The 25,727-nt window shown below is 43.3% G+C and carries 27 protein-coding genes; 12 read left to right on the top strand and 15 right to left on the bottom strand.

The annotated features are described in order from the left end of the window. Window positions 1-73: 73 nt before the first annotated feature. Complete coding sequence (locus MHH50_RS18260; RefSeq protein ID WP_340033252.1) at window positions 74-1,684, top strand: S-layer homology domain-containing protein; 1,611 nt, start codon at window positions 74-76, stop codon at window positions 1,682-1,684. 100 nt (window positions 1,685-1,784) lie between these two features. Here the strand turns inward: MHH50_RS18260 and MHH50_RS18255 are convergent, their stop codons facing one another. From MHH50_RS18255 to MHH50_RS18235, 5 genes are all read right to left on the bottom strand, one after another. Then, window positions 1,785-2,501, bottom strand: coding sequence for a glycosyltransferase family A protein (locus MHH50_RS18255; RefSeq protein ID WP_076129813.1), 717 nt, complete (start codon window positions 2,499-2,501; stop codon window positions 1,785-1,787). Next, complete coding sequence (locus tag MHH50_RS18250; RefSeq protein ID WP_340033251.1) at window positions 2,498-3,235, bottom strand: glycosyltransferase; 738 nt, start codon at window positions 3,233-3,235, stop codon at window positions 2,498-2,500. Before MHH50_RS18250 ends, MHH50_RS18255 begins: the two co-directional genes overlap by 4 nt. Before the next feature lie 187 nt (window positions 3,236-3,422). Next, on the bottom strand, window positions 3,423-4,409 hold the full coding sequence (locus MHH50_RS18245) for a phosphotransferase (RefSeq protein WP_340033250.1): 987 nt from the start codon (window positions 4,407-4,409) through the stop codon (window positions 3,423-3,425). Window positions 4,410-4,429: 20 nt separating this feature from the next. Beyond that, window positions 4,430-5,302: a glycoside hydrolase family 43 protein gene (locus tag MHH50_RS18240; RefSeq protein ID WP_076129816.1), complete on the bottom strand. Its 873-nt coding sequence runs from the start codon at window positions 5,300-5,302 to the stop codon at window positions 4,430-4,432. Window positions 5,303-5,370: 68 nt separating this feature from the next. Continuing rightward, window positions 5,371-6,276 carry an AraC family transcriptional regulator gene (locus MHH50_RS18235; RefSeq protein WP_254847677.1) on the bottom strand — a complete coding sequence of 302 codons (906 nt, stop codon included), beginning with the start codon at window positions 6,274-6,276 and terminating at the stop codon, window positions 5,371-5,373. A 155-nt stretch (window positions 6,277-6,431) separates the two neighbouring features. Here MHH50_RS18235 and MHH50_RS18230 point away from each other — a divergent pair, with 155 nt between their 5' ends. Continuing rightward, a complete protein-coding gene (locus MHH50_RS18230) occupies window positions 6,432-8,507 on the top strand; it encodes a beta-galactosidase (RefSeq protein WP_340033249.1) in 2,076 nt (691 codons plus the stop codon). 49 nt (window positions 8,508-8,556) lie between these two features. Here the strand turns inward: MHH50_RS18230 and MHH50_RS18225 are convergent, their stop codons facing one another. Beyond that, on the bottom strand, window positions 8,557-9,102 hold the full coding sequence (locus MHH50_RS18225; RefSeq protein WP_076129818.1) for a GNAT family N-acetyltransferase: 546 nt from the start codon (window positions 9,100-9,102) through the stop codon (window positions 8,557-8,559). Beyond that, window positions 9,099-9,749, bottom strand: coding sequence for an NUDIX domain-containing protein (locus MHH50_RS18220; protein ID WP_076307244.1), 651 nt, complete (start codon window positions 9,747-9,749; stop codon window positions 9,099-9,101). Before MHH50_RS18220 ends, MHH50_RS18225 begins: the two co-directional genes overlap by 4 nt. Before the next feature lie 142 nt (window positions 9,750-9,891). On the opposite strand from MHH50_RS18220, the gene MHH50_RS18215 reads away from it, so the two are divergent. Both MHH50_RS18215 and MHH50_RS18210 read left to right on the top strand, forming a co-directional pair. After that, the gene (locus MHH50_RS18215; protein WP_280753090.1) at window positions 9,892-10,416 is read left to right on the top strand and encodes a hypothetical protein; all 525 of its coding nucleotides are present in this window, start codon (window positions 9,892-9,894) and stop codon (window positions 10,414-10,416) included. Window positions 10,417-10,418: 2 nt separating this feature from the next. Further along, window positions 10,419-10,859 (top strand): hypothetical protein, encoded by a 441-nt coding sequence (locus MHH50_RS18210; RefSeq protein ID WP_340033248.1) that lies wholly within the window; start codon window positions 10,419-10,421, stop codon window positions 10,857-10,859. Between the two features lie 385 nt (window positions 10,860-11,244). Here MHH50_RS18210 and kduD read toward each other — a convergent pair whose 3' ends face one another. Genes kduD through kduI form a run of 3 tightly spaced genes read right to left on the bottom strand, consistent with a single transcriptional unit; the run spans window position 11,245 to window position 13,667 of the window. Next, window positions 11,245-12,000 (bottom strand): 2-dehydro-3-deoxy-D-gluconate 5-dehydrogenase KduD, encoded by a 756-nt coding sequence (kduD, locus tag MHH50_RS18205; protein WP_036688326.1) that lies wholly within the window; start codon window positions 11,998-12,000, stop codon window positions 11,245-11,247. Window positions 12,001-12,043: 43 nt separating this feature from the next. Then, window positions 12,044-12,799, bottom strand: a complete 756-nt coding sequence (locus MHH50_RS18200; protein WP_076129821.1) for a DeoR/GlpR family DNA-binding transcription regulator — start codon at window positions 12,797-12,799, stop codon at window positions 12,044-12,046. A 34-nt stretch (window positions 12,800-12,833) separates the two neighbouring features. Continuing rightward, on the bottom strand, window positions 12,834-13,667 hold the full coding sequence (kduI, locus tag MHH50_RS18195; RefSeq protein ID WP_076301598.1) for a 5-dehydro-4-deoxy-D-glucuronate isomerase: 834 nt from the start codon (window positions 13,665-13,667) through the stop codon (window positions 12,834-12,836). A 229-nt stretch (window positions 13,668-13,896) separates the two neighbouring features. On the opposite strand from kduI, the gene MHH50_RS18190 reads away from it, so the two are divergent. Continuing rightward, a complete protein-coding gene (locus MHH50_RS18190; RefSeq protein ID WP_312149808.1) occupies window positions 13,897-15,573 on the top strand; it encodes a hypothetical protein in 1,677 nt (558 codons plus the stop codon). Between the two features lie 392 nt (window positions 15,574-15,965). Next, window positions 15,966-17,396 (top strand): aspartate ammonia-lyase, encoded by a 1,431-nt coding sequence (gene aspA / locus MHH50_RS18185; protein ID WP_094903409.1) that lies wholly within the window; start codon window positions 15,966-15,968, stop codon window positions 17,394-17,396. A gap of 148 nt (window positions 17,397-17,544) precedes the next feature. Here aspA and MHH50_RS18180 read toward each other — a convergent pair whose 3' ends face one another. Next, window positions 17,545-18,087: a MerR family transcriptional regulator gene (locus MHH50_RS18180; RefSeq protein ID WP_076182537.1), complete on the bottom strand. Its 543-nt coding sequence runs from the start codon at window positions 18,085-18,087 to the stop codon at window positions 17,545-17,547. Between the two features lie 23 nt (window positions 18,088-18,110). Further along, the gene (locus MHH50_RS18175; protein WP_340033247.1) at window positions 18,111-18,242 is read right to left on the bottom strand and encodes a hypothetical protein; all 132 of its coding nucleotides are present in this window, start codon (window positions 18,240-18,242) and stop codon (window positions 18,111-18,113) included. A 58-nt stretch (window positions 18,243-18,300) separates the two neighbouring features. Here MHH50_RS18175 and MHH50_RS18170 point away from each other — a divergent pair, with 58 nt between their 5' ends. The 5 genes from MHH50_RS18170 (at window position 18,301) to ybaK (ending at window position 21,170) form a co-directional block, all read left to right on the top strand. Then, the gene (locus MHH50_RS18170; RefSeq protein ID WP_076129824.1) at window positions 18,301-18,921 is read left to right on the top strand and encodes a bifunctional transcriptional activator/DNA repair enzyme AdaA; all 621 of its coding nucleotides are present in this window, start codon (window positions 18,301-18,303) and stop codon (window positions 18,919-18,921) included. Further along, complete coding sequence (locus tag MHH50_RS18165; RefSeq protein ID WP_340033246.1) at window positions 18,911-19,444, top strand: methylated-DNA--[protein]-cysteine S-methyltransferase; 534 nt, start codon at window positions 18,911-18,913, stop codon at window positions 19,442-19,444. Before MHH50_RS18170 ends, MHH50_RS18165 begins: the two co-directional genes overlap by 11 nt. After that, window positions 19,441-20,259: a radical SAM protein gene (locus MHH50_RS18160; RefSeq protein WP_076301595.1), complete on the top strand. Its 819-nt coding sequence runs from the start codon at window positions 19,441-19,443 to the stop codon at window positions 20,257-20,259. Before MHH50_RS18165 ends, MHH50_RS18160 begins: the two co-directional genes overlap by 4 nt. Window positions 20,260-20,344: 85 nt before the next feature. Continuing rightward, entirely contained in the window at window positions 20,345-20,596 is a 252-nt protein-coding gene (locus MHH50_RS18155) for a YolD-like family protein (protein WP_036688306.1), read from the top strand. A 100-nt stretch (window positions 20,597-20,696) separates the two neighbouring features. Continuing rightward, the gene (gene ybaK / locus MHH50_RS18150; RefSeq protein ID WP_076129827.1) at window positions 20,697-21,170 is read left to right on the top strand and encodes a Cys-tRNA(Pro) deacylase; all 474 of its coding nucleotides are present in this window, start codon (window positions 20,697-20,699) and stop codon (window positions 21,168-21,170) included. Here ybaK and MHH50_RS18145 read toward each other — a convergent pair. The 3 genes from MHH50_RS18145 to MHH50_RS18135 all read right to left on the bottom strand — a co-directional run bounded on the left by MHH50_RS18145 (window position 21,159) and on the right by MHH50_RS18135 (window position 23,846). Next, a complete protein-coding gene (locus MHH50_RS18145) occupies window positions 21,159-21,911 on the bottom strand; it encodes a YdcF family protein (RefSeq protein WP_076129828.1) in 753 nt (250 codons plus the stop codon). The genes ybaK and MHH50_RS18145 overlap by 12 nt on opposite strands. Window positions 21,912-21,980: 69 nt before the next feature. Then, window positions 21,981-23,207 carry an MFS transporter gene (locus MHH50_RS18140; protein WP_340033245.1) on the bottom strand — a complete coding sequence of 409 codons (1,227 nt, stop codon included), beginning with the start codon at window positions 23,205-23,207 and terminating at the stop codon, window positions 21,981-21,983. 156 nt (window positions 23,208-23,363) lie between these two features. Further along, window positions 23,364-23,846, bottom strand: coding sequence for a MarR family transcriptional regulator (locus MHH50_RS18135; protein ID WP_076304451.1), 483 nt, complete (start codon window positions 23,844-23,846; stop codon window positions 23,364-23,366). A gap of 279 nt (window positions 23,847-24,125) precedes the next feature. Between MHH50_RS18135 and MHH50_RS18130 the strand changes: the two genes are divergently transcribed. Beyond that, a complete protein-coding gene (locus MHH50_RS18130; protein WP_340033244.1) occupies window positions 24,126-25,727 on the top strand; it encodes a response regulator in 1,602 nt (533 codons plus the stop codon).

Genomic DNA, 25,727 nt, shown 5'->3' with positions numbered 1-25,727 from the left:
TTTTAGCGATGTTTATTGATTGTATCCTTGGTATAATTCAAAGATTGATAACCAAGGGGGAATCTCTTAACCCGTGAAAAATATATTTGCTAGATTAACTATAATAACCCTCGCTGTCGTGCTAGCCGCCGGAGTATTTATTCAGCATATATCGGCCGATAACGGGGTTCCTTTTGAGGATATAAACACTAGTTATGCAAAAAAAGAAATCATAGATTTATATAACCGGAATATATTAACTGGCACCTCGAATACTAAATTTTCACCTACTCAATCGATTACTAGAGCTGAATTTATAACAGTACTTGATCGACTGTTGAAGCTTGATCCAGCGTTGAGTCCGGTATCTCCTTATACCGACGTAGCCAAAAGCGCTTGGTATTACGGCTGGATTCAGGCTGCGGTTCAGCTTGAACTGGCGAACGGCACTTCGGCAACTACTTTTGCACCCGCAAAAGCAGTCACTCGGCAGGAAGCGGCTGTGTGGATAGCCAAAGCTCTAAAGCAAACAAACACTGCAACTGCCGCACAAACTAATTTTAAGGATCGGCAACAAATTGCTAGCTGGGCAAGTGCTGCTGTAGCTAAGGTTAATGATCGCGGATTAATGAAAGGCGATAATAGCGGAAATTTTCGGCCCACGGACCCGATAACAAGGCAAGAGACGGCAGTGCTGATGGATCGGGTGCTGCAACATACAAGCTGGGCGGCAGAGCTGGAAAGTAATCCGGACAAACGTATTGTTATAGGCTGGCAGTATGGTCTCACGACGGCACAATTTGAGAATCATGTTCTGCAATCGAACGTCAACACATTATCACCACGTTGGTATTATGTTGGGAAAACAGGGGCAGTAACGGATTCGACAGACGCCTCGCTGGTAACTTGGGCAAAAAAGAATAAAAAGCAAGTCTGGGCGATGGTTGGCAATCGATCGGATCAAGAAGCGACGCATCAGATGCTGTTGAGTACAACCGCAAGGAATACGGCAGTTAATCAGTTAGCTGCTTTAGTGAGTAAATATGGATTAGATGGACTAAATATAGATTTTGAAAATGTAGCGGCCGAAGATCGTGTGTATTTGACTTCGTTTATTACTTTATTAGCCGAGAAAATGCATTCGCTCGATGTTATCCTGTCGATGGATGTATCTCCTGATCTTGGAACGGATTGGACAGAAGCTTTTGACTATGCTGCCCTAGGCAAGCAAGTGAATTATATGGTGATGATGGGTTATGATGAGCATTATGACGGGAGTCAAGTTCCGGGGTCCAATGCCTCGCTTTCTTATGATCAAAGGGCTGTGAATACAATCCTAAAAGTTGCACCTAGTCAAAAAGTTATATTGGCATTGCCCTTATATAATCGGGATTGGACATTGAACCAGAAGGGGACGGTTTTATCCTCTCAATATATTACGCTTCCGGAGCAAAATCAGATTATCAGCAGCTATGCATCGAGACCCGTGTGGAATCCTTCGCTGGGACAATATGTCGCGGGCTACTCGAAACAAGCTATAAAACATACGATCTGGATTGAGGATGGGCGTTCATTAATAACTAAATACAACTTAGCGGTTACTAAAAAACTAGCTGGAGTAGCTTATTGGTATATAGGCGGAGAAAGTTCTGATGTATGGTCCAGCTTAAGGAATGCAGAGAAATTTTACGATTATACTTTTTAAAAATATGAAAGACTGGATGCGAATAGCCGCTTAGCTATATTGCTGTCCAGTCTTTTTATTGGGTTACTAAGGCATAGCTGGTAGGATTAGATTGATTAAATCAGCCTCGCGTTACGTATTTTTTGAAGTTTTTCACGTTTAGAACTTTAACATTTTGAGCTAGAAGTTTCTTGTCGCTAACGACCCAAGTGTGATCTTTGGAGTTTTTTCTACGAATCGCAGCGAAATTATACTTATTTCCTGCATAGATCTTAAAGCCCTGTGCAGCACAATCCGCACAAAACTTAACGCATTCACCTTTATTCCAATCTGGAAAGGAAATCTGCTGGAAGACATTTCGTTTTACGAGTAGGGTCGCACCCTGAACATTGGTTACCTGTTTATTTTCCATATGAAGATAACGAAGCAAAAGTAGCTTCTTATCAGTTAAATACATATAGTGAGCTCGTTTTCCAACGATATCAGCTTTAGTTTTATGGAGGGTGTTCATACTATCCGTTAAATAGTTGGCAGAGTAATAATCGTCGTCATCAAATTTAGCGATACAGCTATAATTCGCTAAGTGCACACCAAAATTCAGACAAAACCCCAGTGAACGATATTCAGGTAGTTTATAGATCCGTACATTTTTATGTTTTTTTGCAGCATGTATATAGTCTTCTATTTTCAAGCTATCATTATTAATGATCACGATAAGCTCTTTAGATTTGAAATTCTGTCGTTGATAGTTATCAAATATTGTTTTAATACAATCCATTCGTTTTGTACAAGTTAGAATAGACACGGCAGATGAAGTAGATTCAGCAGTTAATTTCATAACGAAATCTTTGGACGGCGTCCAACAAAATTCCTATAGTTTTTAATATTCCGGATGATCTTATGGTTAGCTATTAGTGTACTATCACTGATGATCCATGTATGTTTTGAAGAGTTTTTTCTACGTATGGCAACGAAGTTATTTTTACTTGCAGAATAAACCTTATAACCTTTCTTTTTGCTTCTGCTGCAAAAGAGATCATCCTCACCTACGTTTTTATTAGGAAATTTCACATGATCGAATACTTTTCGTTTGAAGACGAGCGTAGCGCCAGGGAGATGGGTAACCATTCGGTGTTCATCATTTGCGAAACGAAGAATCAAAGACTTTGAACCTAGTAAATACATATAGTGAGCCCGTTTTCCAAGGATATCAGCGTTAGTTCTTTTTAAGGTCAGAATACTTTCCGTCAAATAATGAGGGGCATAATAATCGTCGTCATCAAATTTGGCGATGGTATGATATTTGCATTTTGTTACGGCATAGTTTAAGCATGAACCGAGAGATTGCTGTTCAGGTTTACGATATATCTTAATATTTTTGTATTTTTTAGCTAAGGTTTGGTAGGGGGATAGTGGAATTTTATTATTATTGATAATAATGATAAGTTCTTTATTTGCATATCTTTGTCTGCTGAAATTTTGGAGTAGGTTGTTTAAATAATTATGGCGATTGGTACAGGTAATAATGGAAACACCTTGTTGCTTCGCGTTGTTGTGAGGTACAGCACTCATTTAACCAACCCCTCATATGCATTTTTGGGAAAAGTCTCATAATACGATATGTCCAAGTTAGGATAGAGTAACGGCATATCAACCTCTTAAAAGCAAAAATGGACTTGTTTAAAGAACACAAAACCCACAGTGATAGCTGTGGGTTTTGTAAGAGAGACAATTCATATGAAACGCTTTGGATGTTTGTTCAGAAATAAGATTCAATGATGGATACGCTATTCTCGATTCTCGCCTTACTCTGCGTTAAATAATCTTTGGTCCAATCATCTAGGTTAGACATATCAAAACTCCGGTACATCCCTGTATAAACAATAATCTCTCTTAATCGAAGAAAAAGAGGAATTAGCTTCAGCTCATTTTCTGAAATCCTGTTCTCTTTAACGTAGCCTTTTAGAAAATGCTCCATAAAACGCTGACATTGAAGCTGCCTGTCCTCCATACTATCATCCCCGTAAACGTAGACTAGATAATACAGTTGAATGGCGATATCTTCTACAAACCAGCTGTACTGAGCTTCATCAAAATCAAACAAGGTCAGCTTGCCATTGTCGACCAAAAAGTTGCCTACATTGATATCCCCATGGATGAGACCATAGGTATTTATATCAGCGTCGAGATGTTTTAGCTGATCCATAAGCGCCTTACAGCTTTCCAAAACACCACTTTGGGATGGAGGAATAAACCTGGTTACATTCTGCAGGTAGTAGTTCTGATGCCACGCATGTCTTTTGGACTGTGGTTTATAAGATTTTGCTAATCTGTGCATTTGTCCAGTGATCATGCCACACTGCTCATAGAGGTCTAGATCCTTCAGGCAGTCTGGGTAACCTATTCGTTTCCCTTGTGCTTTTTCAAAGGAAGATACCATAAAGCATGAATCACCAATCTCTATTTGCTCAACTAGATTACCCAGAAGAGAACCTACGGGTCTTGATACGGAAACGCCATGATCTGCCAGGTATAGAATCCATTCAAGTTCAGCCGTTAACAATTCTATACTGCGCAGCGAGCTATGAGTAAATCTTAGAATATATTGATGATTGCTAAGTTGATATTCATAAACGAAATTTTGAAATCCGCCAATGAAGCTTAGCTCATCTATGGGGATACCGTATTTCGTGCAGGCAGCACTTACAATCTGGTCATTAAATAAGGACTTAATCTTTTGTTCCAAGGGTTCTACTCCGTTCTACATTACAATGATTTTATCGAAATCGTTCTGGAGCTTTCCTGGACCTCAATAAGCAGCGGTCGTTCTTGTGGGTTGAGATTTGGGGCATGAATGGCCAGCATAAGTCTGCCCGTCAAATCACGAAACAACATTCCATGTCCGCCATCTTTGGCATAAAGAGGCTCAGGATCATGTTGCCAAGGTCCGCTAATGTCACCGCTGACGGATCGGGCTAAACCCATGGCATAACCACTAGCTCCACTGCTAGACCACAACATAAGCAGCTCACCACTGCTAGTCTGATGCATAAAAGGACCGTCAGTTACGTATTGCCCTTCTTTGCCGCCTACCGTCCAAGGAGCTTGTGAAGCCTGGAAAAGCAGCATAGGTTCGCCAATAGTAGCACTTAAATCCTCCTTCAGCCGAACGGCATACATTTCTCCATCCGTCACTTCAATCCATTCACGGCAAAAGATCATCCAAGGTTTGTCTTCTTTATCTACATATAACGTTCCGTCAAGGCACTCCCAAGAAGCAGGGGTAATCGGATGATTACTGATAGGGAGATAAGGACCCTCAGGTGTTTCCGCGCTTAATATTTGTGTCCCCCGTGGAACGCTATGTCCTTTAAAAGAAGCGAACATATAATATTTTCCGTTGTAGCGGTGAACCTCTGGTGCCCAGAAATGATGATCAGCCCAAAAATCAGTATCTGGACGAAAAGCAGCAATGGGCCCGGACCATTCCTGAAGATCTGAGCTGATATATACATCGAAGCCGTGAGGTGCGCCACTCCAAGCTGTTAGGCCATCTGTGCCAAATAAATAGTATTGTTCAAGTTCAGGCACAGATAGGATATAGGGATCTCTAAAGTTAATATCAGATAATGTTTTCATTAAGGTGCCCCCAATTTACAAGCTATCATCTGCTTAATTTTACAATATCTTCTTTAGGCTTGGAAGCGTTACTTCATTTGCTCGTCTTGTAGCAAACGTATTTTCATTACTCCGGGTGTACAGCCGTAGTTTTTTCGGAAGACACGTATAAAATAATTAGTCTCCATGCCCAGCTGAAGCGCTATATCTTGAACGGGAATCTCCACATCCTCCGTCATTAATTGCAGCGCCCGCTCCAGCCGCAGATTCTGCAAATACTTATGCGGAGTGACCCCATATTCCTGCACAAATAAACGCTGGAAATGCTGCACAGAGTACCCGACTGCTGCTGCAAGATTGGAGATCAGAAGCGGTTCTGTGTAATGTTCGTTGATCAGCCCGACGGCTGTAGTTAGGGCTTCATTTCGGACCGACTCGAAGGCTAGACGATTACCGGAGACTTCTGAACTCTTGGCAGGGCGCAGCATCAAGAGCAGTCTATAGAGTGTGATAGACAACTCTTGCATCCACATCTCGTCCTGCCGATTGGGGGCAGGAGAATTCACCGTATGCCAGATTTGGCCGATTTCTTCCCAGCATTGTTCAAAACGATCCGTTCGATAAGGAACAGAAGGGAGCAGTTCAAGCGCTTCCAGCAATCCATGAGCTTGACTGCCTTGAAAGCCGATAAAGCCAACATGCCACGGTTCATGAGAGGTAGGATAATATTCATGGCCTCGATCGGGCGGGAAGGCAAAAGCCATCCCCGGTTCCAGTATGATTTCTGTGCCACTTTCCAGATCACGAAATAACCCGGTTCCGGTCCGGATTAAAAAGATTTGATACACAGGAAATCCTGCTGGGCGCACATGATGGAATTGGATATGGCGACCTACAGAGTAGGGGGATAAGGGCAACGTTCCAGAGTCGCGCGGTAATTCAATCAGAGAAAAAGGTAGCAGGTTTATCACCTCATCTTCATTTTGTGCTATCACTTCGAGACTATATTCCTACTGATTGAAATGAATTTTCTTATATTATAAATAGTATAAATGATGATTCCTGAATAAGATAGCTTACGCTTCTAGCCTATCATCAGAGAATAGTCCCATTCTATAAATGGGCAGAATTGAGAGGATGATCGTACACAATGAATAAAAAACATTCCCCGATAAGCAGAAAAGCTGGTGTCATGCTGCACGGTGCTGATTATAATCCTGAACAATGGCTGAAATATCCGGAAGTATTGCGTGAGGATATCCGATTAATGAAGCTGGCGGGCTGCAATGTCATGTCCGTAGGCATTTTTTCGTGGGTATCTCTTGAACCTGAAGAGGGTGTGTTCACTTTCGAATGGTTGGATGGTGTACTTGATTCTTTTGCAGAGAATGGGATTTACGCTATCTTGGCAACGCCAAGTGGTGCCCGCCCAGCATGGATGTCGCAAAAATATCCAGAAGTCTTAAGAGTGGAGCGTAACCGTGTTCACAATTTGCATGGCTTCCGTCATAACCATTGCTTTACCTCACCAGTGTACCGGCAGAAAACTGCAATTCTGAATGCAAAGTTAGCGGAACGGTACAGCCAGCATCCAGCCATTATCGGTTGGCATATTTCGAATGAGTTCGGTGGGGAGTGTCACTGCGAGCTCTGCCAGGATGCTTTTAGAGAATGGCTGAAAGTGAAATATAATAACAGTTTGGATGAGGTGAATCATGCTTGGTGGGCTACTTTTTGGAGCCATACCTACACTTCATGGTCACAGATTGAATCCCCAGCTCCACATGGTGAGACACAAGTACACGGCTTGAATCTTGACTGGCGGCGTTTTATTAGTGAACGGACGATTGATTTCTGCCAGCACGAGATCAATACCGTTCGTCCTTATAATCCAGAGCTGCCAATCACGACGAATATGCATATGATCGATGGCATTGATTACCGCGAGCTGGCCAAAATCCTGGATGTGGTCTCATGGGACGCTTATCCAGACTGGCATTATACCGAAGACGGTGACGATACTAGATTGGCAGCATGGACGGCGATGCACTACGACTTAATGCGCTCTTTTAAAAAGAAACCGTTCCTGCTGATGGAAAGCACGCCATCCCTTACGAACTGGCAATCGGTCAGTAAGCTGAAACGTCCCGGAATGCACAAGCTGTCTTCCTTGCAAGCGGTAGCGCATGGTTCGGATTCTGTGCAGTATTTCCAATGGCGCAAAAGCCGCGGATCAAGTGAGAAGTTCCACGGCGCAGTTGTAGACCACAGTGGCCACTCCGAGACTCGAGTATTCCAAGATGTAGCGGAAGTAGGAAAGACGCTGGCGGGAATGACGGAAGTAGTGGGTACGTCCACTCCGGCGCAGACGGCGATTATTTTCGATTGGGACAACCGCTGGGCGATAAAGGATGCGCAAGGCATCCGTAATTCCGGATTACGTTATGAGGAGACGGTGCTACAGCATTATCGTGCACTTTGGGAGCTGGGCATTCCAGTTGATATTATAGGCTCTGGAGATGATCTGTCTGCCTACAAGCTGGTTGTTGCCCCTATGTTATATCTGATTAGTGAAGAGAATGGAAAGCGCATTGAGAAATATGTGGAGCAAGGCGGCACTTTCCTCGCAACCTATTGGTCAGGAGTAGTTAACGAAACGGATTTATGTCATCTGGGAGGATTCCCTGGTCCACTGCGCAGAACACTGGGGATTTGGGCAGAGGAGACAGAAGGGCTGCACAGCCGTGATCTGAACGGGTTAGTAATGGAGGTAGGTAATAAACTTAAGCTAAGCGGTGACTACGATGCGCATGAGATAGCCGAGCTGATTCATTTGGAAGGTGCAGAGGCTTTGGGGCATTATCGCAACGATTTCTATGCGGGCCGTCCAGCGCTTACAGTCAATCGTTTTGGTGAAGGAAATGCGTACCATCTTGCTACCCGTGTGAAAGACACTTCGTTCTATGTTGAGCTATACGCAGCGATCACATCTAAGGCAGGAATTACCCGTGCGATGGATAGTGAGCTTCCAGCAGGTGTGACTGCACAACTTCGCACAGATGGCGAAAGTGATTATGTTTTTGTGCAAAATTTCAGCGGCAGTCCGCAAACGGTAGAGCTGGATGGAGCGGAATACACAGACTTGGAAACAGGTCTTTCAGCTCCGGCCCTATTGAATCTAGCGGTGAATGGACTTGCGATGTTGAAGCGTAAAGCATTAGTATAATAAAAAGGCAGGACCTGAGTTTCAGGTTCTGCCTTTTTTTTGAATAGAATCAGTTCTTAACTCTTCCCATCATAATGGTGTTATACAATTTGCCGTCCGATAGAAGTTTATCTTTCTTTAAAATCCCTTCAATTTCAAAGCCAAGCTTTTGATATAGCTTAATAGCGTTGGTGTTCGTTTCCAGCACATTTAGGGTGATCTTTTGAATACCATTAGTGTCAGCCCAGGCAATCGATTCGGCAAGAAGATTTTTTCCAATACCATATCCCCAATAATCCTGCAGCACACATACTCCAAATTCTACTTTATGAGCAAATCTTTTTAAGGGATAACCTTCGCATCTGGAGAACGCAACGATTTGATTATCAACTACTGCGACTAGAAAAAGGTTATTATTTTTCTCAGAATCGGCTTGAATAAGCTGTTCAAACCCTTTTTCGTCAATAAAGGCTTCGCCTGGTTCCCGATCTAAATTCTCGGTTTCTCCATCGATCCGCACCCTTAATTCAGATAACACTTTAGCATCATGAGAGGCCGCAGATCTAATGCTGTATTGGATTCCATTCACTGTAAATGTTTGAGGATTAATGATCATATGTCCTCCGTGACGATGGGTGATGTTAGAATTATTGCTTCGATGCCCTCAATGATCCGAGTGAAATAGGCTGCTTCATGAGGCACAAAATGAGTCCGATCCACACTTTGTTGAATGTTGATTTTTTGTCCGTTTGAATCCACTTTGAAACCATTGATTTGTAGACTATGTATTTCTCCTTGCCAAAAGCTTCGGAAGTCGGCAAACTTTGTGATAACTATTCCTGCGACCTCTTCTTCTTGCAGCTTAAAATCGTCCAGAGGATAAGGATTGTTATAAACAAAAACATGCGCTCGTTCTTTATCGATAAGATTTTCTTTGATCATACAGTAAGGAATTGTATCTAAGGGAATCAGTTCATCAAAAGCTAGCTCCAAACCGAGTTCTTCTTGAACCTCGCGAATCCCGTCCTCTACCGTTTCGTGTGTCAGCAAATGTCCAGCGGCCGTGATGTCCAGCAATCCTGCATAATCTTGTTTCTGCTCACTACGAAGCTGTAAATAAATATAGGGGATTTCTTGGGTTTTGCTTATAAACCAGCAGTGGAAGGTCTCGTGCCAATGTCCTAACCGATGTACTTCTGCCCGTGGAGCTGTACCGATTCGGTGACCCGCTTCATCAAATATAGTAAGTATCTCATTATGCATAAAAAAGCTCCTTTGTGAAAATATCTACTGCTTAAAGCCTATCATAAAAACGATCGAATTGCTTAATGTCCCCAAGTGATTTTTATTGACATCGTTAAGAAATATATGTATATTTTTGGATGTTAATCAAAGGAGGAGTTAAATGAATTTAGTAGCCATGAAGCGGGAAGACTTGGACACTTTAAGTGATGAAAGGTTAGGATGGGCCTGTATGGAGCCTACCTTTCAGCTGATTCGCGGAAAATCGCCATCGACCAAATCAGAAGTGATCTCGAAGCTCACAGAGGGGCAACAAGCCTTATGCATGTTCAGAGTGCTATATGGTCACAGCTGTAATTCCGAAGGGGAATATTATGCTTGGATTTCCTACATGCAAGACCTGCCAGGGTATTGGACAGGGGTGATAGGAGGCATACGATTTTTTGACGATTCACCCATGATTCTTTTGCTTCAGGAAACAAAGACATTTCTCGAGGAAAGAAATCATCGACTGGGTAAAGAGTGGGCGGATGCGGCCATCACGGATTTGGATCGAGACCCTCAGCTGTTAGAAGTAATTAGTGAGTTATTCGAACGATATAAGAACCTGACACCAAATACGCATAGAATTATCGGCGAATATATTCGCACTCATCCAGAGGAGTTTGTAGAAATAGGGTGTTCATAATTATGAATATGAAGAAACGTTATGTATTTCTCGTACTTATTTTTTTATTAATCGAAATCCCTGTAATTATTAATCTCTACCATAGTTATAATTCATTTGAGAATTTAGTGTTGGATCAAATCGATGAAACTGAAATCACCTCAATCGAGATTGAGAAATCTTTAGTGGATGAAAAGGTAGTGATTGAAGATCCGAAGGAAATTGAAAAGATCATGTATGCTTTTTCAGATGTAAAATTGAGAAGATGTAGTGCTTTGGACAAATCTACGGAGACCTACTGGATAAGTATTATTGTAAATAACAGCTTGAGGTTTGGCATGAATCTTACGGATACTAACTTCCTGTATGTGACAGATCTTGATAAGAAGGACAAATACAGTTCGGGAAACTTTAGAATGACTAGTGATTTTGATGTGAATTCCATTGCAAGCTTATTTAAATGATGCAGAACGATCCACAACCACTGATACTGAGATTTTCGGACCCAGATGCCCCTATTTGCGAATTTATCGTCTTTTGAGCAGGTTTTCGGACTCCAGCGTCGCTATTGCTCATGAAAGAGCTTATAATTGGTGTTTTTTGCACCAATAGCGGCTATGAGGTCCGATAGCTATCCAAATAGCGGATAAAACGGTGTATAAGGTCAGCTGAGTCCTTTAGCTGCTGCGTGTGCAGATCGGTCAGCTGAGTCCTTTAGGTGCTGCATGTGCAGATTGTTCAGTTGAGTTCTTTAGCTGCTGCGTGTGCAGATTGTTCAGTTGAGTCTGATAGTGCTTCATATCCACACAAAAAATGGGTGCCCCTATGGGACACCCATTTTTGTATGGATTATCTAGCCATCCATCCGCCATCCACATTAAGAACGTGACCGTTCAAGTAGTCAGATGCTGCGGAAGCCAAGAATACAGCAGGGCCTTTAACGTCATCAGGCGTTCCCCAACGTGCTGCAGGGATACGGTCTAAGATAGAGTCCGAACGACTTTGGTCGGCACGGATTGGAGCGGTATTTTCAGTAGCCATATAGCCTGGTGCAATTGCATTGATGTTCAGACCGGAGCCTGCCCATTCATTGGCAAAAGCTTTAGTAAGACCCGCAACCCCGTGTTTACTCGCAGTGTAACCAGGGACATTGATTCCGCCTTGATAGGAGAGCATGGAGGCGATGTTAATGATTTTGCCGGATCCTCTTTCCAGGAAGTGGCGGCCTGCGATTTGCGACAGAAGGAAAACTGTGTTCAGGTTCAAATTGATGACATCAAACCAGTCTTTTTCACTATGATCTTTTGCCGGTGCACGGCGGATCATTCCTGCGCAGTTTACGAGAATGTCAACATGTCCGGTCAGCTCTAGCGCTTGGTCAAAAGTGCTTTGCAGCTTGCTGTGATCACTTAAGTCAGATTCGATACTAACTGCTTTTACTCCAAAAGCTTTTGCTGCATTTACAGTTTCTTCACTCGAATTAAGGGAGACAGATGCAACGTCTGCACCGGCTTCTGCAAATGCAAGCGCGATTCCTTGTCCAAGACCTTGAGCTGCGCCTGTTACAATAGCTGTTTTACCTGCCAAGCTGAATAATGATGACATATAAATTACGCCCCTTTATTGTAAATGGATTGTTATTCCGGGTTTACCCGCATTCAATGGTAACGCCTGCACTGCGGAACTGATCTGCCGTTTCGGGGGAGAGCCCTTTGTCCGTCAGAATCACGTCAACTTCTTGTAGGGAAGCAAAGGTACGCAGTGCAGTATGGCCGAATTTATGATGATCTACAACCGCGAATACCTTACGGGCTGTAGATACAAGGGCTTGCTTGAACTCAATTAAATCTCCGGTATAAATGGAGAGCCCATGCTCTATATGAATAGCAGTCGATGAAAGGAATGCTTTTTGAATATTAAGCTTTTGTACATAGGAGACGGCTTCAGGACCAGCCAACATATTACGGACACGATAACCACCGGGAACGACCAGACGGATGTTATCTTTGGGAACCAGTTCGCTGATGATGTATACATCATTGGTGACTACCGTTAGTGGCATATTGTCCAGACGCCGAGCAATTTCAAGCGTAGTGCTACCGCCGTCAAGAGCGATAATATCGTCCGGTTCAATATGAGCAAGCGCACGCAAGGCAATCTCCGTCTTCTCGTCAGAGTATTTATCCAGCGGGTCCTTGGAGGGCAAAATACCAAACTGGTCGCTTTGTGCCAGCACAGCTCCGCCATGTACACGTACGATCAGCCCTTGTTCCTCCAGCCTGCTTAAATCCTCGCGTATTGTTTTTCCAGTAACCTGAAGCTTATCGCTCAGTTCATTCACCGTTACATCTTTTTGGTTCAGCATAACTTCCATAATCATCTCGTGTCGTCGTATCGGGTTCATCCGCCTGCCTCATCTTTCCGTAGTTGATTTATCTCTATTGTAATTCTTTCATGGATACGGGGTCCATATCATCATATCTTTTATTATCGCCAGCCATACTCCAGATAAAAGTATAGTTATGAGTGCCGACACCACTGTGGATGGACCAGCTTGGAGAAATAACGGCTTGTTCGTTATGCATTACGATATGGCGGGTTTCGTCTGGTTCTCCCATCAGGTGGAACACAACGGAATCGTCCGGAAGATCAAAATAGAAATAGGCTTCCATCCGGCGTGGATGGGTATGTGCTGGCATTGTGTTCCACATGCTGCCTGGTTTCAGTTGGGTCATACCCATAACCAGTTGGGCACTTTGCACACCATTTGTGTGAATGAAGCGGTGGATTGTCCGTTCGTTAGAGTTCTCCAGACCACCCATCGCACCGGATTCAGAATCGGCCAGTGTGGTTTTGGTAGTAGGGTAGGACTGATGGGCAGGAGCAGAATTCAAATAGAATTTAGCAGGCTTGGAAGCGTCTGCACTTTTGAAGACTACATCTTTAGAGCCTTGACCTACATAAAGACATTCTTTGAAATCCACTTCATATTCTGTGCCATCTACAACCACGGAGCCTTTACCACCGACATTGATGATGCCCAGTTCACGGCGTTCCAAGAAATAAGTAACCCCAAGTTCTTTAAGGTCAGTAGTTAGCGTAACCTCTTCTTTTACAGGATTAGCTCCACCAACGATCATACGATCTTCATGGGTTAGGACAAGCTTTAGCTCATCAGGAGCAAAAATAACGGGAATGTGGAATTCCTTACGGAGGCGCTCAGTGTCAAATTGTTTTACTTCATTAGGATGGGATGCGAAACGTCTTTCCATTGAATGTTCAATCTCCTTTGTGTACATATTATCGTTCGTATAGGTACACTTTAGTCCATTTATGTTCATTTTACAAGTACTAATCTTTTTTATTTCGTTTATTTATGTTTATTTATTGGTTTTTCCAATTGCAAAATGAACGGAAAGTGTGCACAATAGAGCTATTATGCTCGATTTTCATGAATGCCGGAAGATGATATAAAACTGAAATGATGGAGGTTGAAAAGTAATGCCGGGGTTGAAAAATATCCAGAGTACTTATAAGGAACGTCAGCAAGAAATTATTTTTAATATAGCACTGGAAGCAGAGCAACGCCCTTTATTGGAAAGTGGACTCTGGTTCCATGATGATGTGCGAAATAACTTTTATTATGCTTCGTATCTTTTTGCAGCGGCTGTTGATGATTCTTTTGAGCTGCCTTTTGATCGTGAGCAAGCGAAACAGAAAGCACAGGATGTGCTGCTGGAGATCTTAATGCTTCAGAACCGGCAGCCCGGCACGGAGTTATATGGTCATTGGCCGCTCGGTTTGAATCCGGTTCCGCGAGATGCGTCACCGCATGAGTTACCAGTGGAGCTTATGGGCAACCTGCTGGCGTATTTTTGCAAAAGATACGGAGGAGCATTAAATGCTCAACTTCGCATAGTTCTGAATACAGCGTTTGGACATATTTATCGCAGTGATTTCTACCGTAAGCCGGTGGTTACTTTTGGGCATCATGAAGCTAAATATACAGCTGCTAAGCTGATTTTTGGCACCCTGTTTGCGGATGAAATATTGCTTGAGGATGGCCGGCAGAGTCTGAAGGATACGCTGGCTTATATTCGTACTAAAGGGATGCCGGAATACGGCAGTCTACCGTGGTTTTGGCATTGGGTGCAGGCATTCACCTGCGCGTTGGAACTTGTCCCGCCTGAGGATACGGAGCTTACTACGAGCCTTAAAGAAATGCTTGACCATTTATGGAATGTACGAGCTGAATTCTATCTGCGTGGCGCTTGGGTTGGTGCGCATTCTAGAGGCTGGCCGCATGATGTTCCCGGCGATGCTAATGTACTTCATGATTATGTTCAGTTTGGAGATTTCCAGCTGCCTGAGAGGATGCCGCGCACTGAGTATGCCGGTTTATTATTCTATCAAGCATCCGATGAAATATTAGCCGCAGCTATGAATCGCCAGATACCAATGGAAGTAGGGAAGATTACTCAGAAGGTTGTCCCAACGGATCCACAGCCGCAGCCTTTGCTTCATTCCTATGCTTATATTACAGAGGAGTTTGCAGCAGGCGGGATGTGGGAGCGGGTTGAGGAATTCGATAATGAGCAGCTTCGCTGGGCTTTTTCGTTACCTGTGAGTGGAGAGGGAAGCGCAAATCAGCTGTATTTCTTCCATCCGGGACAAGGCTACAATGAGGGAGATCCCCGCCATCAAAGCCGTTATATGGAGGTTCTCTATCACAAGAATGTCATCATTTCTTTATTCCCAATCCCCCAGGGTGAGAAGAATACGATCATCGGTGTACTTCCCCAAGGGGAATGGAAACAAGAGCCGTATACATTGTACGGGCAAGTTGGTGAGACGTATTTTGTTATTTATTTATCTCACCCTTATCAGCTGCAGGAACGGTCCAGATTCATAGAGGTATCCGTCGCAGGGATGCCGGGCGGTGTGATCGTTGAAGCATTGGGCATTAAGAAAGCTGCCGAATGTGGTATTATTGGTTTAGAGGCTTTTGCCGCAGCTATGGCTCATAAAGAAAGGAATTTCGAAGTGGGAGAGGTATTAGCAGCGAATTATACCAACATGGATGGTGAAAGCTTAGTTTTGAGTATTAGTAGGGAGTTAGAATTACCGCAAGCTCAGCTTAATGGAATTCAGATCTCATTAGATCATTATTCAGTATAAAAAACACAATTACTGTGATAAATAGTAATCCGAGTCGGCCTTTTTGGCCGGCTTCTTTAATAAGGAGCTACATGAAAGGATGTGATGCCCCATTGCACAGCCCGCAATAGATACCTAAGTATCCGTAAACGTGATTTTGTCCAAAATACTTATAATTGGGGTGAGCGACGATTTATCTGGATAAACTAGACCTAACGATTTGGTAATTCAATCCTTCCTAAGCACATTTCCCTTTAGAATAGCGGTGTTAGGTTACTAAATAGTAATTAATTACATTAAACCCTATTTTTCTGAGAGACATTTGTCACAATAAAGGTTAATATCTAAGTGAGATAGAAATGATTGCGCTTACTTATTTTCTAATAAACCTAATCATAATGAATGCGAGGGATATAACAGTGATTGAAACTGAATTTCGTGTAGAAAATGACTTTCTAGGCAGTAAACAGGTAGATAAGAACGCTTATTATGGGATTCAGACACTACGCGCAGTCGAGAACTTTCCTATTACGGGCTATCGGGTTCACAAAGAGTTAATCAAAGCGATGGGGATTGTAAAAAAAGCCGCTGCGCTTGCAAATATGGAAGTTGGCCGTCTCTATCGAGGGCTTGGAGAAGTTGTAGTGAAAGCAGCAGAAGAAATCATCGAGGGTCAGTGGCATGAGCAATTTATTGTAGATCCTATTCAGGGTGGTGCGGGTACCTCGTTAAATATGAATGCGAATGAGGTTATTGCTAACCGTGCCTTAGAACTGCTTGGCCATGAAAAGGGAGACTATCGTCACTTAAGTCCCAATTCACATGTAAATATGGCGCAGTCTACAAATGATGCGTTTCCGACGGCAATTCATATTGCCACACTTTCACTGCTGGAGCAGCTACTTGTAACGATGCACAGAATGCATGATGTGTTTGCGGTAAAAGCGGATGAATTCGATCCTGTGATAAAAATGGGGCGGACACATCTTCAAGATGCAGTGCCGATTCGTCTGGGTCAAGAATTCGAGGCTTATCGCAGAGTGCTTGAAAGAGATATCAAACGTATTGAGCATACACGCCATCATTTGTATGAAGTCAATATGGGAGCAACAGCAGTGGGTACAGGATTAAATGCTGATCCTCGTTATATTGAATTGGTGGTAGAGCACTTAGCTGAGATCAGTGAATTGCCGCTCGTAACGGCAGATCATCTCGTCGATGCCACCCAAAATACGGATGCCTATACAGAAGTGTCTGCTGCTCTAAAAGTGTGCATGATGAACATGTCCAAGATCGCTAATGATCTGCGGTTGATGGCCTCCGGTCCGCGGACTGGGTTTAATGAGATTTCATTGCCTGCACGCCAGCCTGGATCTTCAATTATGCCGGGCAAAGTTAATCCGGTTATGGCAGAGGTCATTAATCAGGTGGCTTTTCAAGTCATAGGGAACGATCATACGATCTGTCTGGCTTCCCAAGCGGGTCAACTGGAGTTGAATGTTATGGAGCCAGTGCTTGTGTTCAATCTCATTCAGTCCATCAGCATCATGAACAATTCCTTCCAAGTCTTCACAGACTTCTGTCTGGCTGGGATTGAAGCCAATAAGGAAAAGCTTGAGCGGGACGTGGAGCGGAGTGTCGGAATCATTACGGCTGTGAACCCGCATCTGGGGTATGAAGTGGTATCGCGGATCGCTAGAGAGGCGATTTTGACTGGGGAATCTGTACGGGAATTGTGCATTAAATATAATGTGCTAACCGAAGAAGAGCTTAATCTGATTCTGGATCCATACGAAATGACACACCCGGGAATTGCAGGAGCAGCTTTATTGCATAAAGAGTAGGATGTTCCGGAGGAGTGAGCTTTTTGCTTGGAAAAAGAAAACCCCCGCCACCGTTTAGGGTGACAGGGGGAGAGCTTAAATATGTTTTTAATTTATATGAATCTACTTCGCGATTGTCTGAAGTAGGTTCTTTTTTTACATTTCAGGCTTAAAAGAAAAATAAAGAACGTAACAGGCCGCGTTTTCTTGGCGGAGCCGTTAGTCTGGTAGTGGCAGTGGACTGGGAATTTTCATAAGAGGTGAGCGGTTTGCCGTTAGACACTTGCAACGGTTCTATGGATGCCGCGATTTGCTTGATCATTATTCGTAGGTCCTCAAGCTCCTCACGCTGCTGGAGCAGTTGGATCAATACTACTTCATCGGCTTTTTGATCGAGTGCACGTTCAACATTGTTGATGCGAGACAAGATATCCTTCATAGGCTCAGCATCTGTGTGCTGTAGTGGATTTTCCTGTTGTGATGTGGAAATTTGCTGCTCATTCGTGAGTGTGAGTTGTATACATTCCAAGGCCTCTCCGTGATTAATACGGTCTTTAATATGATTGAGCAGGTCGATTTGCTGCTCCGAGAAAACATAATGGCCAAATCGGTCTTTTGGAAAAAAATCAGGGAACATGGCAGCCCAACGTTTAATTGTGGTTAGACTAACTGACAGCAGCTCTGCGGCATCTTTTGTTTTTAGAATATCCATTTCGATTCCTCCAGTTCACGTAGTCATGTTATGAGTACTATTCGTTGTCCAGCAGCGGCTCCCTGCACGGTTGACAAAGGTAGTGCGTATTCGCTAAACAAAGTGTAATTACGAGCAATCTCACCCTTTTGGATTTCACTATCTTGCTTTTCCATTCCAAATTGAGTACAGATGAGCCTGCTCAGGGGTATAATTGCATTAGAGGTGAAGGCGATGAACAGGATTGAAGATGAGGAACAAATGACTGAGGAGCAATGGCAGGCTATTTTGCAAAACGATGTTGCTTATAACGACATATTTTTTTATGCGGTGAAGACTACAGGAATTTTTTGTCGACCCTCCTGCAAATCCAAAGCACCCAATCGGGAGAATGCGTGTGTTTTTCAGAATGCTGAACAAGCGCTGGCAGCCGGATTTCGTCCTTGCAAAAGATGTAAACCGACAGGTGAGCGTCTTCCTGATAAGGAATGGGTAGCTGTGATGACGGAGTACATTGATCATAATTATATGGCCCCCCTCACCCTTGAAACGTTAGCTGAGGTATGTCATGGCAGTCCTTATCATTTACATCGAACCTTTAAGAAAGTAACAGGAATCACTCCCGTGGATTATATACAGCAAAAGAGAATCGCTAAGGCATCTGAGTATTTGCTTACTACAGAGCAGGCAGTTGCTGAGATTGCATTGCGTGTGGGTCTGCCCAATACATCATATTTTATTACTTTATATAAGAAAAAAACGGGGTATACACCCACACAGTTTCGTCAGCTTAACAAACAGAAAGTAACGTTGGCTTCTGATTTTATTTTGGAGGGACCGAATCATGGAGAATAAAAAAAATGCTATTCTATACTGGACATTATTAACCGATAAGGATTGGAGTTTTTATATTGCAGCCACTGAGAAGGGGTTAAGTTATGTGGGTTCGCAGCAGCACCCCTTTGAGGAATTAAGCGAATGGGTTAGACGTCGTTTTCCGGGGAGTGAACTGGTGCAGAACGATGAGAAGATGGCGCCTTATGTGAGGGAGCTTAGTGAATATTTGCAAGGGAACCGGCAGAGCTTCGGCATTCCTTTTGATTATCAGGGAACTCCATTTCAGCTTGCGGTGTGGAAGGCGTTATGTGAAATTCCATATGGACAAACCTGGTCCTATTCGGATATTGCCACACATATTCAAAGACCAGCTGCGGTGCGCGCGGTAGGGACTGCCATTGGCGCGAATCCGATTCTGATTACGGTGCCCTGCCACCGGGTTATTGGTAAGAATGGGACATTAACAGGATACCGGGGTGGTTTGGATATGAAGACCAAGCTACTTCAGTTGGAGAGAGGAGAGTATACAGCAGATATATGAAAATAGAGTCCAATTACACCTCCCCAAAAACCTTGCTGAATAAAGGAACAGGTTATCTGTCAGGCTACAGTCATTCCTTAAATCCATATACGGGCTGCACTTATGGCTGTTCCTATTGTTATGTACGTCAGATGCCTGTCTCGCTGTTCCGCAAAGAGGAGTGGGGGACGTGGGTAGATGTTAAACAAGAAGCGGCTGCAATATTACAAAAAGAACTGCACAAAGCGAAGGCCAAAGGTCCCGTCTCTATTTTTATGTCGTCAAGCACAGATCCCTATCAACCGGTAGAGCACAAGGAAGAGGTGACGAGATCTTTATTGGAGGTTATGGTTCAAGATCCGCCCGATTTCCTATTCGTGCAGACGCGTAGTCCGCTGGTTCGCAGAGATATAGATTTATTATTACGTTTAGAGGATAAGGTTCGTGTAAGTATAACTGTAGAAACAGACCGTGAAGATATTCGCCAAAAATTCACACCAAGCGCTCCTCCCATTGCTGCAAGACTGAAGACGTTACAGCTTTTACGTGAAGCTGGCATCCCCATTCAAGCTACTATAGCGCCAGTACTGCCAAGCAGTCCAACTTTTCCAGCAACCTTAAGGGCTTTGGTGGATAGAGTCTGTGTGGATGACTATTTTATGGGCGACGGCAGCGGCGGCAAACGCACACGGAGATTAGGGATTTATTCCCTATATGAAGAGCTGCAACTGGAAGATTGGTATGATCCTGCAGCATATCGCAGAGTGTATGAAGGACTTCAGCAAGTTTTTTCCGAAGAGGAGCTATTCTTGAGCCAGAAGGGGTTCGAGCCTTAATCTGAAACATGGTATAATAAATGAGAGCATTCATACTTAGTATTTAATATACTTAATATCCGTAATAGCTTATTGGAGGATTAGTGTGGCAAAAGCAAAGGTGGCCAAGCGGCCCACAAGAGATGAATTTGTGCTTGAGGAGTTAGGTAATCAGTTAGTTGAAGCTAAGCAAGAAGGTTCTGAGATTTTATTGACCGTATGGGGAAAAGAAGAAGAGGTACGCGGCATGATCGTGGAAATGGATTCGCGAACCGGGAAAGTACACCTCAGTAACCATGAAGAAATCATAAAAGTTCCTTTTATGGATATCATGCAGGTTAATTATCCCAGAGATTAATGGGCACGGCAGCAACAGGAGGTCCTGAAAGCTATCATAGCTTTGGGGCCTCTTTGATCATAAAGGTAAGGAATAGAGGATATAGAAAGGGAGGTCAACAATGCAAGTAACCAAAACCAACGCGATGCGAATGCTGGATGCCAAAAAAATCGGCTATGAAGTGTTCGCCTATGACAATGAAGATGGACTAATCCATGGCACGGCTGTGGCTGAGAAGATTGGAAAGGCGGCAGAGACGGTTTTTAAAACGTTGGTCGCTCATAGCGGTGCAAATCTTTATGTATTTGTTATCCCTGTTGCCGAAGAGCTGGATCTCAAAAAGGCGGCCAAAGCCGCCGGAGAGAAAAAAATTGAGATGCTGCCAGTGAAGGATCTGCAGAAATGGACAGGTTATATCCGCGGTGGTTGTTCACCTGTTGGAATGAAAAAGCTGTACCCCACGTTCATTGAGAGCAGCGCAGAAGGGCTGGAAACAATGGCTGTCAGCGCTGGGAAGATTGGCCAGCAAATGGATGTAGCCCCACAGTTACTCGCTGAGGTTGTACATGCGAAATTTACAGAACTAATCAAATAGCCGAGCAGCAAGCTGGCCTAAATATTCTTTCAATGCTAACCCTGTTGTGGAGATCGCTCCTGGGGAGGGACTGAACTTGGCGGGCTGCAGTGCAATATCAGCGCTGGCGATATAATCCGTAGGATAGGCTTGCGCTGTTAGCCCTGCATTCTTAAAGTGCAACATCGCTCGGGACATATGAAAACCTGAAGTAACTAGTATAGGTTTTATAAGTCCGGTTTGTTGCAGGATGGCTGCGGTATTTACAGCGTTTTGCTCCGTGTTGAGGGATTGATTTTCGATCAGGATGTCCTCTTCGGGTATGCCCAGACCCAGTAGTTGTCTTTGCGCGATATCCGCTTCATTACCACTGTCGGAGAATACTTGTCCGCCAGAAAATAAGATTGGCAGACCTGTCTGCCGATGGAGGCGAACAGCAGTAAGCAGGCGATTTGCCGCTGATCCGTATAAATTGCCCTCGCCGTCTATATCCGGTGTGCCAGAGCTGGCGCCCCCGCCGAGTACGACGATGACATCTCCTTGCAAAGTTTCCGGCTGCGGATATTTCCGTTCTAGACTGCCGATCAGCGCATCGCTGACTAAGGGTGTCATGGAGAAATACATTAATAGTGTAACCCCGAGTAGAACTAGTGCTGGCCGGCGGTTTTTTTTCCATAACCAAATGACTAAACCTAGCAGAAGCACGATAAACAGGCCGGGAGGAAGCACAAAGCTGTATACAAATTTGATGATGTAAATCAACAGTATCAACCGCCTTCTAAAAATATAAGTTCAGGTTGTATTGTAACATGAGATTGCAAGATTACATATTTACATGCGTTCCTTATACAAAACGGATATTGCCGCAGCTATCAGGATCATCCCCATAAAAGCGGGTGCAGCATGGCCAAGTGATACATATATTTGACCTCCAATGACAGGCCCAATCATTCTTGCTAAAGCCTGAATAGATTGGCTACCGCCTTGAATCCTCCCTTGTTCACTAGAATCGACAGACTTGGAAAGCATCCCATTGAATGAAGGCCCAAAGATCGAATCCCCAAAACCAAATATAAACATTCCAGCGATAAAAAGCGGATAGTATGAGAACAAAGCAGATAGTGCAATAAGACTGTAGCCTATAATCTCCGAAACCATTCCAAGAATTGCGATCTGTTTATCCTTAAATTTCAGCAAAAGCTTAGGCATGATGAAACCCTGTGAAATGATGTCTTGGAAGCCCATAATTGAAAACATCAGTCCGATTAGTGCAGGCTTCCAGCTGAAAGTATCCATTGTGAATTGTGAAAAAACAGCCTGTAAAGATCCGTTGGGTATCCAGAGTAAGAATGCTGAGACCAGTAGCCTTTTTAAGTTTTTTATGGACAATATGCTTGCAAGCTGTGTAAATGGATTCAGTCTTACCGAGGTAATTTCTTTTAGTCTATTGTTCTTGTCAAGGCTCTCAGGCATAAAAAAGAATCCGTAAACAACATTTAATAAGGTTATTATTACTCCGAAATACATAGGTACAGAATAACCAAACTTGGCAAGTAAACCGCCTAGCGTTGGACCAATGACGGTGCCTACTCCTACAACCGCACTCACCCAGCCAAAGTATTTGGTTCTCTGTTCTGGAGGAATGATGTCAGCAAAATAGGCGAAGATAGTACCTATGCTTCCGCCGGTTATACCTTCTATTATACGTCCAACAAAAAGTACCCATAACGCTCCTCCTATCCCAAAAACTAAGTATCCAATCGCGGAACCCAAAAGGCATACCAAAAGTAATGGACGACGCCCGTATTTGTCACTCAAAGCTCCAAGTGCAGGGGCTGCAAAAAATACGCAGACTGCATAAACAGACGTCAGCAGCGTGACAACTATAGCCTGTTCTCCCGGATTGCTTATATAAGGCTGCACTAAAAATGGGACAACGGGCATGATGATACTGAAGCCTATTCCGCACAGAAACACAGAGATCAAACCGAAGATTAGAGCGTGTTTATCTACGGTTTGCTCTGTGTTCTGTTCATTATGTGATCTGAATTTGAACATTAAATTCTCTCCTCAAAAATTGATTTTTTGATTCCTTGGAAACAAATCTGGTACATCACCATTTTTATCACGGTTTTGTTTCCGTGTCAACAAAATAATGACCATAAAAATGCAGCCTTTCTCATAAGAGCCCGGCTGCATGGAGTTTCATTTTCATTATTCGAATTTATTCGGATTAAAATCTATACCCTGTTTCTTTATTTCTGCATCCAAATGCCTACTATACTTTTCTACGAAGCTAAGCATACTGTCAAATTGCTCCTCAGTTACCTGCTCAAATACGGCTTTATCCCGCTCTTGGAACTCTTTGTGCAGGTCCTCATGGATTTTATAAATTACTTTCCCTTGCTCAGTAAGCTTAAAATAGATTTCTTTTTTGTTATCCGATTTTTGGTAGCTTTCGATGAGGCCCTTTTGGATGAGCTTCTTAGTTAATTTACTTATGGCACCGCGAGTCATATAAAAGGACTCTGCAAGTTTTGTGACGTTGGAATCTGCATTTTTTTCAATGTATTCGATGCAATGTACTTCAGAAGGTTTATAACCCTTAAGACTGTCTTCCATCTTATCCTTATTAAGCCAAACCATCTTGTTATATACGTCCCTGAAACCCATCATGACCTGATCTTCTTTGTTCATGGCCTGTCCTCCCAGCGCTCTTACATTAACAAATTATATTGATTTTTTGTTTCTATTTCAACAATATTAAAGTTGAGGATAGTTTGTTTCATTGAACTTTAGATAAAAATAACAGGTGAGTAGTAACAAGCGTAGATATAATATTCTTAAGAAACTGCGGTTTCTTCTTAAGAAAGTTCATCCGCTTGAAGCTGCACCAAAGATTGTTTGTCTGTTATCATAAGATTAAGATGATTGGACAGCTGTGGGATGATTTCTCTAAGGTAGGAGGACTGCATAATGAAGAGTATTCGGGTACTGCTCGCAGATGATGAACCGGTGATTTTGCGAGGCCTAAAAAAACTGATTTCATGGGAGAAGCTTGGACTCACCATTGTTGGAGAGGCCAGTGATGGAATTGAGCTGAAACAACAGATCGAGGATTGTGATCCTGATCTGATTATTAGTGATATAAGCATGCCAGGATATACAGGGATTGATATCATCCGCGAAATTCATGAAGCTGGCAGAGCGGTGAAGGTTATTTTTATAAGCGCTTATCAGGAGTTTACGTATGCCCGTCAAGCACTGCAATATGGTGCGCTGGATTATTTGGTGAAGCCCGTGAACAAAAATCAGCTGGAACAGGTTGTGAGCAAAGCCGTTTCCCTTATTCGTCAAGAAACAGAAGGTGAGCGCAACAAAGAGAAGCTGAACCATTATGAACAGAGAAACCGCAGATTAACGATCGAAGAATTGCTCGACAAGCTGACGGACGGCAATAAGGGAACAGCAGACACCTTGCTTGATATGGGGATTATTGCGCTAAGTCGCTACGTCAGTATTTGTTTGGTAGAGACGGACGAGTCGTCGGGGCAGCCTTCCAGATGGGAAGAACGCGAACGTAAGCTAATTGATTTTGCACTGTCTAACATTATTAAAGAAACCGTGGAGCAAAGCGATAATAGCTATATGTTCCGTAAAGGGGAACGTTTTTGTATCCTGCTCCAGCATGAATATGCTGAGGAACCAGCGAGAATTGCCTTAGACCTCCATGACAAAATTACAAGTTTTCTGAAATTAAAGGTGACTCTTGGGGTAGGCAATCCTGTTGACGGTATGGATGATGCTGATGAATCTTATCGCCAAGCTTTGAAAGCGCTAAATTATAAATATTTTACAGGGCCTAATCGTGTGATTCCTGTTAAAGAGAGCAGGTATGAGAGTGAAACATTGATTCAAGCTCCGCTGCATGAAATCCAGTCCGCCCTTGGGATTGCCATGAAATTACAACACAAAGAACAAATTGAGCAAGAGTGCCTGCGATTATTTCAGACGATCCGGCAGACGGCAGGCGGGAATAGAAACCAAGCCGTTTCTACCGTATACAATACATTCTTGCAGCTTGAACAGGAGCTTATTCAATTCGGTGTGGAGGCAGGTCCATCACTTCAGGACACAAATCCGATTCTTGAACGATTGGCTAATTATTCTACCTTCCAAGAGGTGGAGGAAGATTTCCGTGTGCTTTTGAGCAAAATGTCCGGGCAAATTGGCAGTCGCATGGGCAGTAAGGAACTGAAACAGCTATCCCAGGTGAAGGCTTATATTGAGGAGCATTATCCAGAAAATATTACACTGGAATCTATGGCAGGGATGATGTTTATGAATTCCTATTATTTCAGCAGCTTTTTCAAAAAACATACCGGACAGAACTTTAAGAATTATGTCACTGAGGTGAGGATGAATCATGCCCTTCGTTTATTGCTGCAAAGCGATATGATGGTTTATGAGATTGCTGATAGTGTAGGCTACAACAATGCCCGGCATTTTAGCGATATGTTTAAGAAGAAATATGGCAAGCTGCCACAAGAATATAAGCAATCCTTCAAAAGCCAATAG

It is taken from the genome of Paenibacillus sp. FSL H3-0302 (assembly GCF_037982245.1).
GTDB lineage: Bacteria > Bacillota > Bacilli > Paenibacillales > Paenibacillaceae > Paenibacillus_AQ > Paenibacillus_AQ odorifer.
The sequence above is the reverse complement of the archived record's forward strand: the minus strand, read 5'-3'. Positions and strand labels throughout refer to the sequence as shown.

Coding starts and splice junctions, on each gene's coding strand:
- MHH50_RS18230 (WP_340033249.1), top strand. CDS start 6,432: ATGAATAAAAAACATTCCCCGATAAGCAGAAAAGCTGGTGTCATGCTG.
- MHH50_RS18200 (WP_076129821.1), bottom strand. CDS start 12,799: ATGAACCCGATACGACGACACGAGATGATTATGGAAGTTATGCTGAAC.
- MHH50_RS18180 (WP_076182537.1), bottom strand. CDS start 18,087: ATGGATATTCTAAAAACAAAAGATGCCGCAGAGCTGCTGTCAGTTAGT.
- MHH50_RS18170 (WP_076129824.1), top strand. CDS start 18,301: ATGAACAGGATTGAAGATGAGGAACAAATGACTGAGGAGCAATGGCAG.
- ybaK (WP_076129827.1), top strand. CDS start 20,697: ATGCAAGTAACCAAAACCAACGCGATGCGAATGCTGGATGCCAAAAAA.
- MHH50_RS18135 (WP_076304451.1), bottom strand. CDS start 23,846: ATGAACAAAGAAGATCAGGTCATGATGGGTTTCAGGGACGTATATAAC.
- kduI (WP_076301598.1), bottom strand. CDS start 13,667: ATGGAAAGACGTTTCGCATCCCATCCTAATGAAGTAAAACAATTTGAC.
- MHH50_RS18210 (WP_340033248.1), top strand. CDS start 10,419: ATGAATATGAAGAAACGTTATGTATTTCTCGTACTTATTTTTTTATTA.
- MHH50_RS18215 (WP_280753090.1), top strand. CDS start 9,892: ATGAATTTAGTAGCCATGAAGCGGGAAGACTTGGACACTTTAAGTGAT.
- MHH50_RS18140 (WP_340033245.1), bottom strand. CDS start 23,207: ATGTTCAAATTCAGATCACATAATGAACAGAACACAGAGCAAACCGTA.
- MHH50_RS18220 (WP_076307244.1), bottom strand. CDS start 9,749: ATGCATAATGAGATACTTACTATATTTGATGAAGCGGGTCACCGAATC.
- MHH50_RS18250 (WP_340033251.1), bottom strand. CDS start 3,235: ATGAGTGCTGTACCTCACAACAACGCGAAGCAACAAGGTGTTTCCATT.
- MHH50_RS18225 (WP_076129818.1), bottom strand. CDS start 9,102: ATGATCATTAATCCTCAAACATTTACAGTGAATGGAATCCAATACAGC.
- MHH50_RS18240 (WP_076129816.1), bottom strand. CDS start 5,302: ATGAAAACATTATCTGATATTAACTTTAGAGATCCCTATATCCTATCT.
- MHH50_RS18255 (WP_076129813.1), bottom strand. CDS start 2,501: ATGAAATTAACTGCTGAATCTACTTCATCTGCCGTGTCTATTCTAACT.
- MHH50_RS18175 (WP_340033247.1), bottom strand. CDS start 18,242: ATGGAAAAGCAAGATAGTGAAATCCAAAAGGGTGAGATTGCTCGTAAT.
- MHH50_RS18160 (WP_076301595.1), top strand. CDS start 19,441: ATGAAAATAGAGTCCAATTACACCTCCCCAAAAACCTTGCTGAATAAA.
- MHH50_RS18165 (WP_340033246.1), top strand. CDS start 18,911: ATGGAGAATAAAAAAAATGCTATTCTATACTGGACATTATTAACCGAT.
- kduD (WP_036688326.1), bottom strand. CDS start 12,000: ATGTCATCATTATTCAGCTTGGCAGGTAAAACAGCTATTGTAACAGGC.
- MHH50_RS18130 (WP_340033244.1), top strand. CDS start 24,126: ATGAAGAGTATTCGGGTACTGCTCGCAGATGATGAACCGGTGATTTTG.
- MHH50_RS18190 (WP_312149808.1), top strand. CDS start 13,897: ATGCCGGGGTTGAAAAATATCCAGAGTACTTATAAGGAACGTCAGCAA.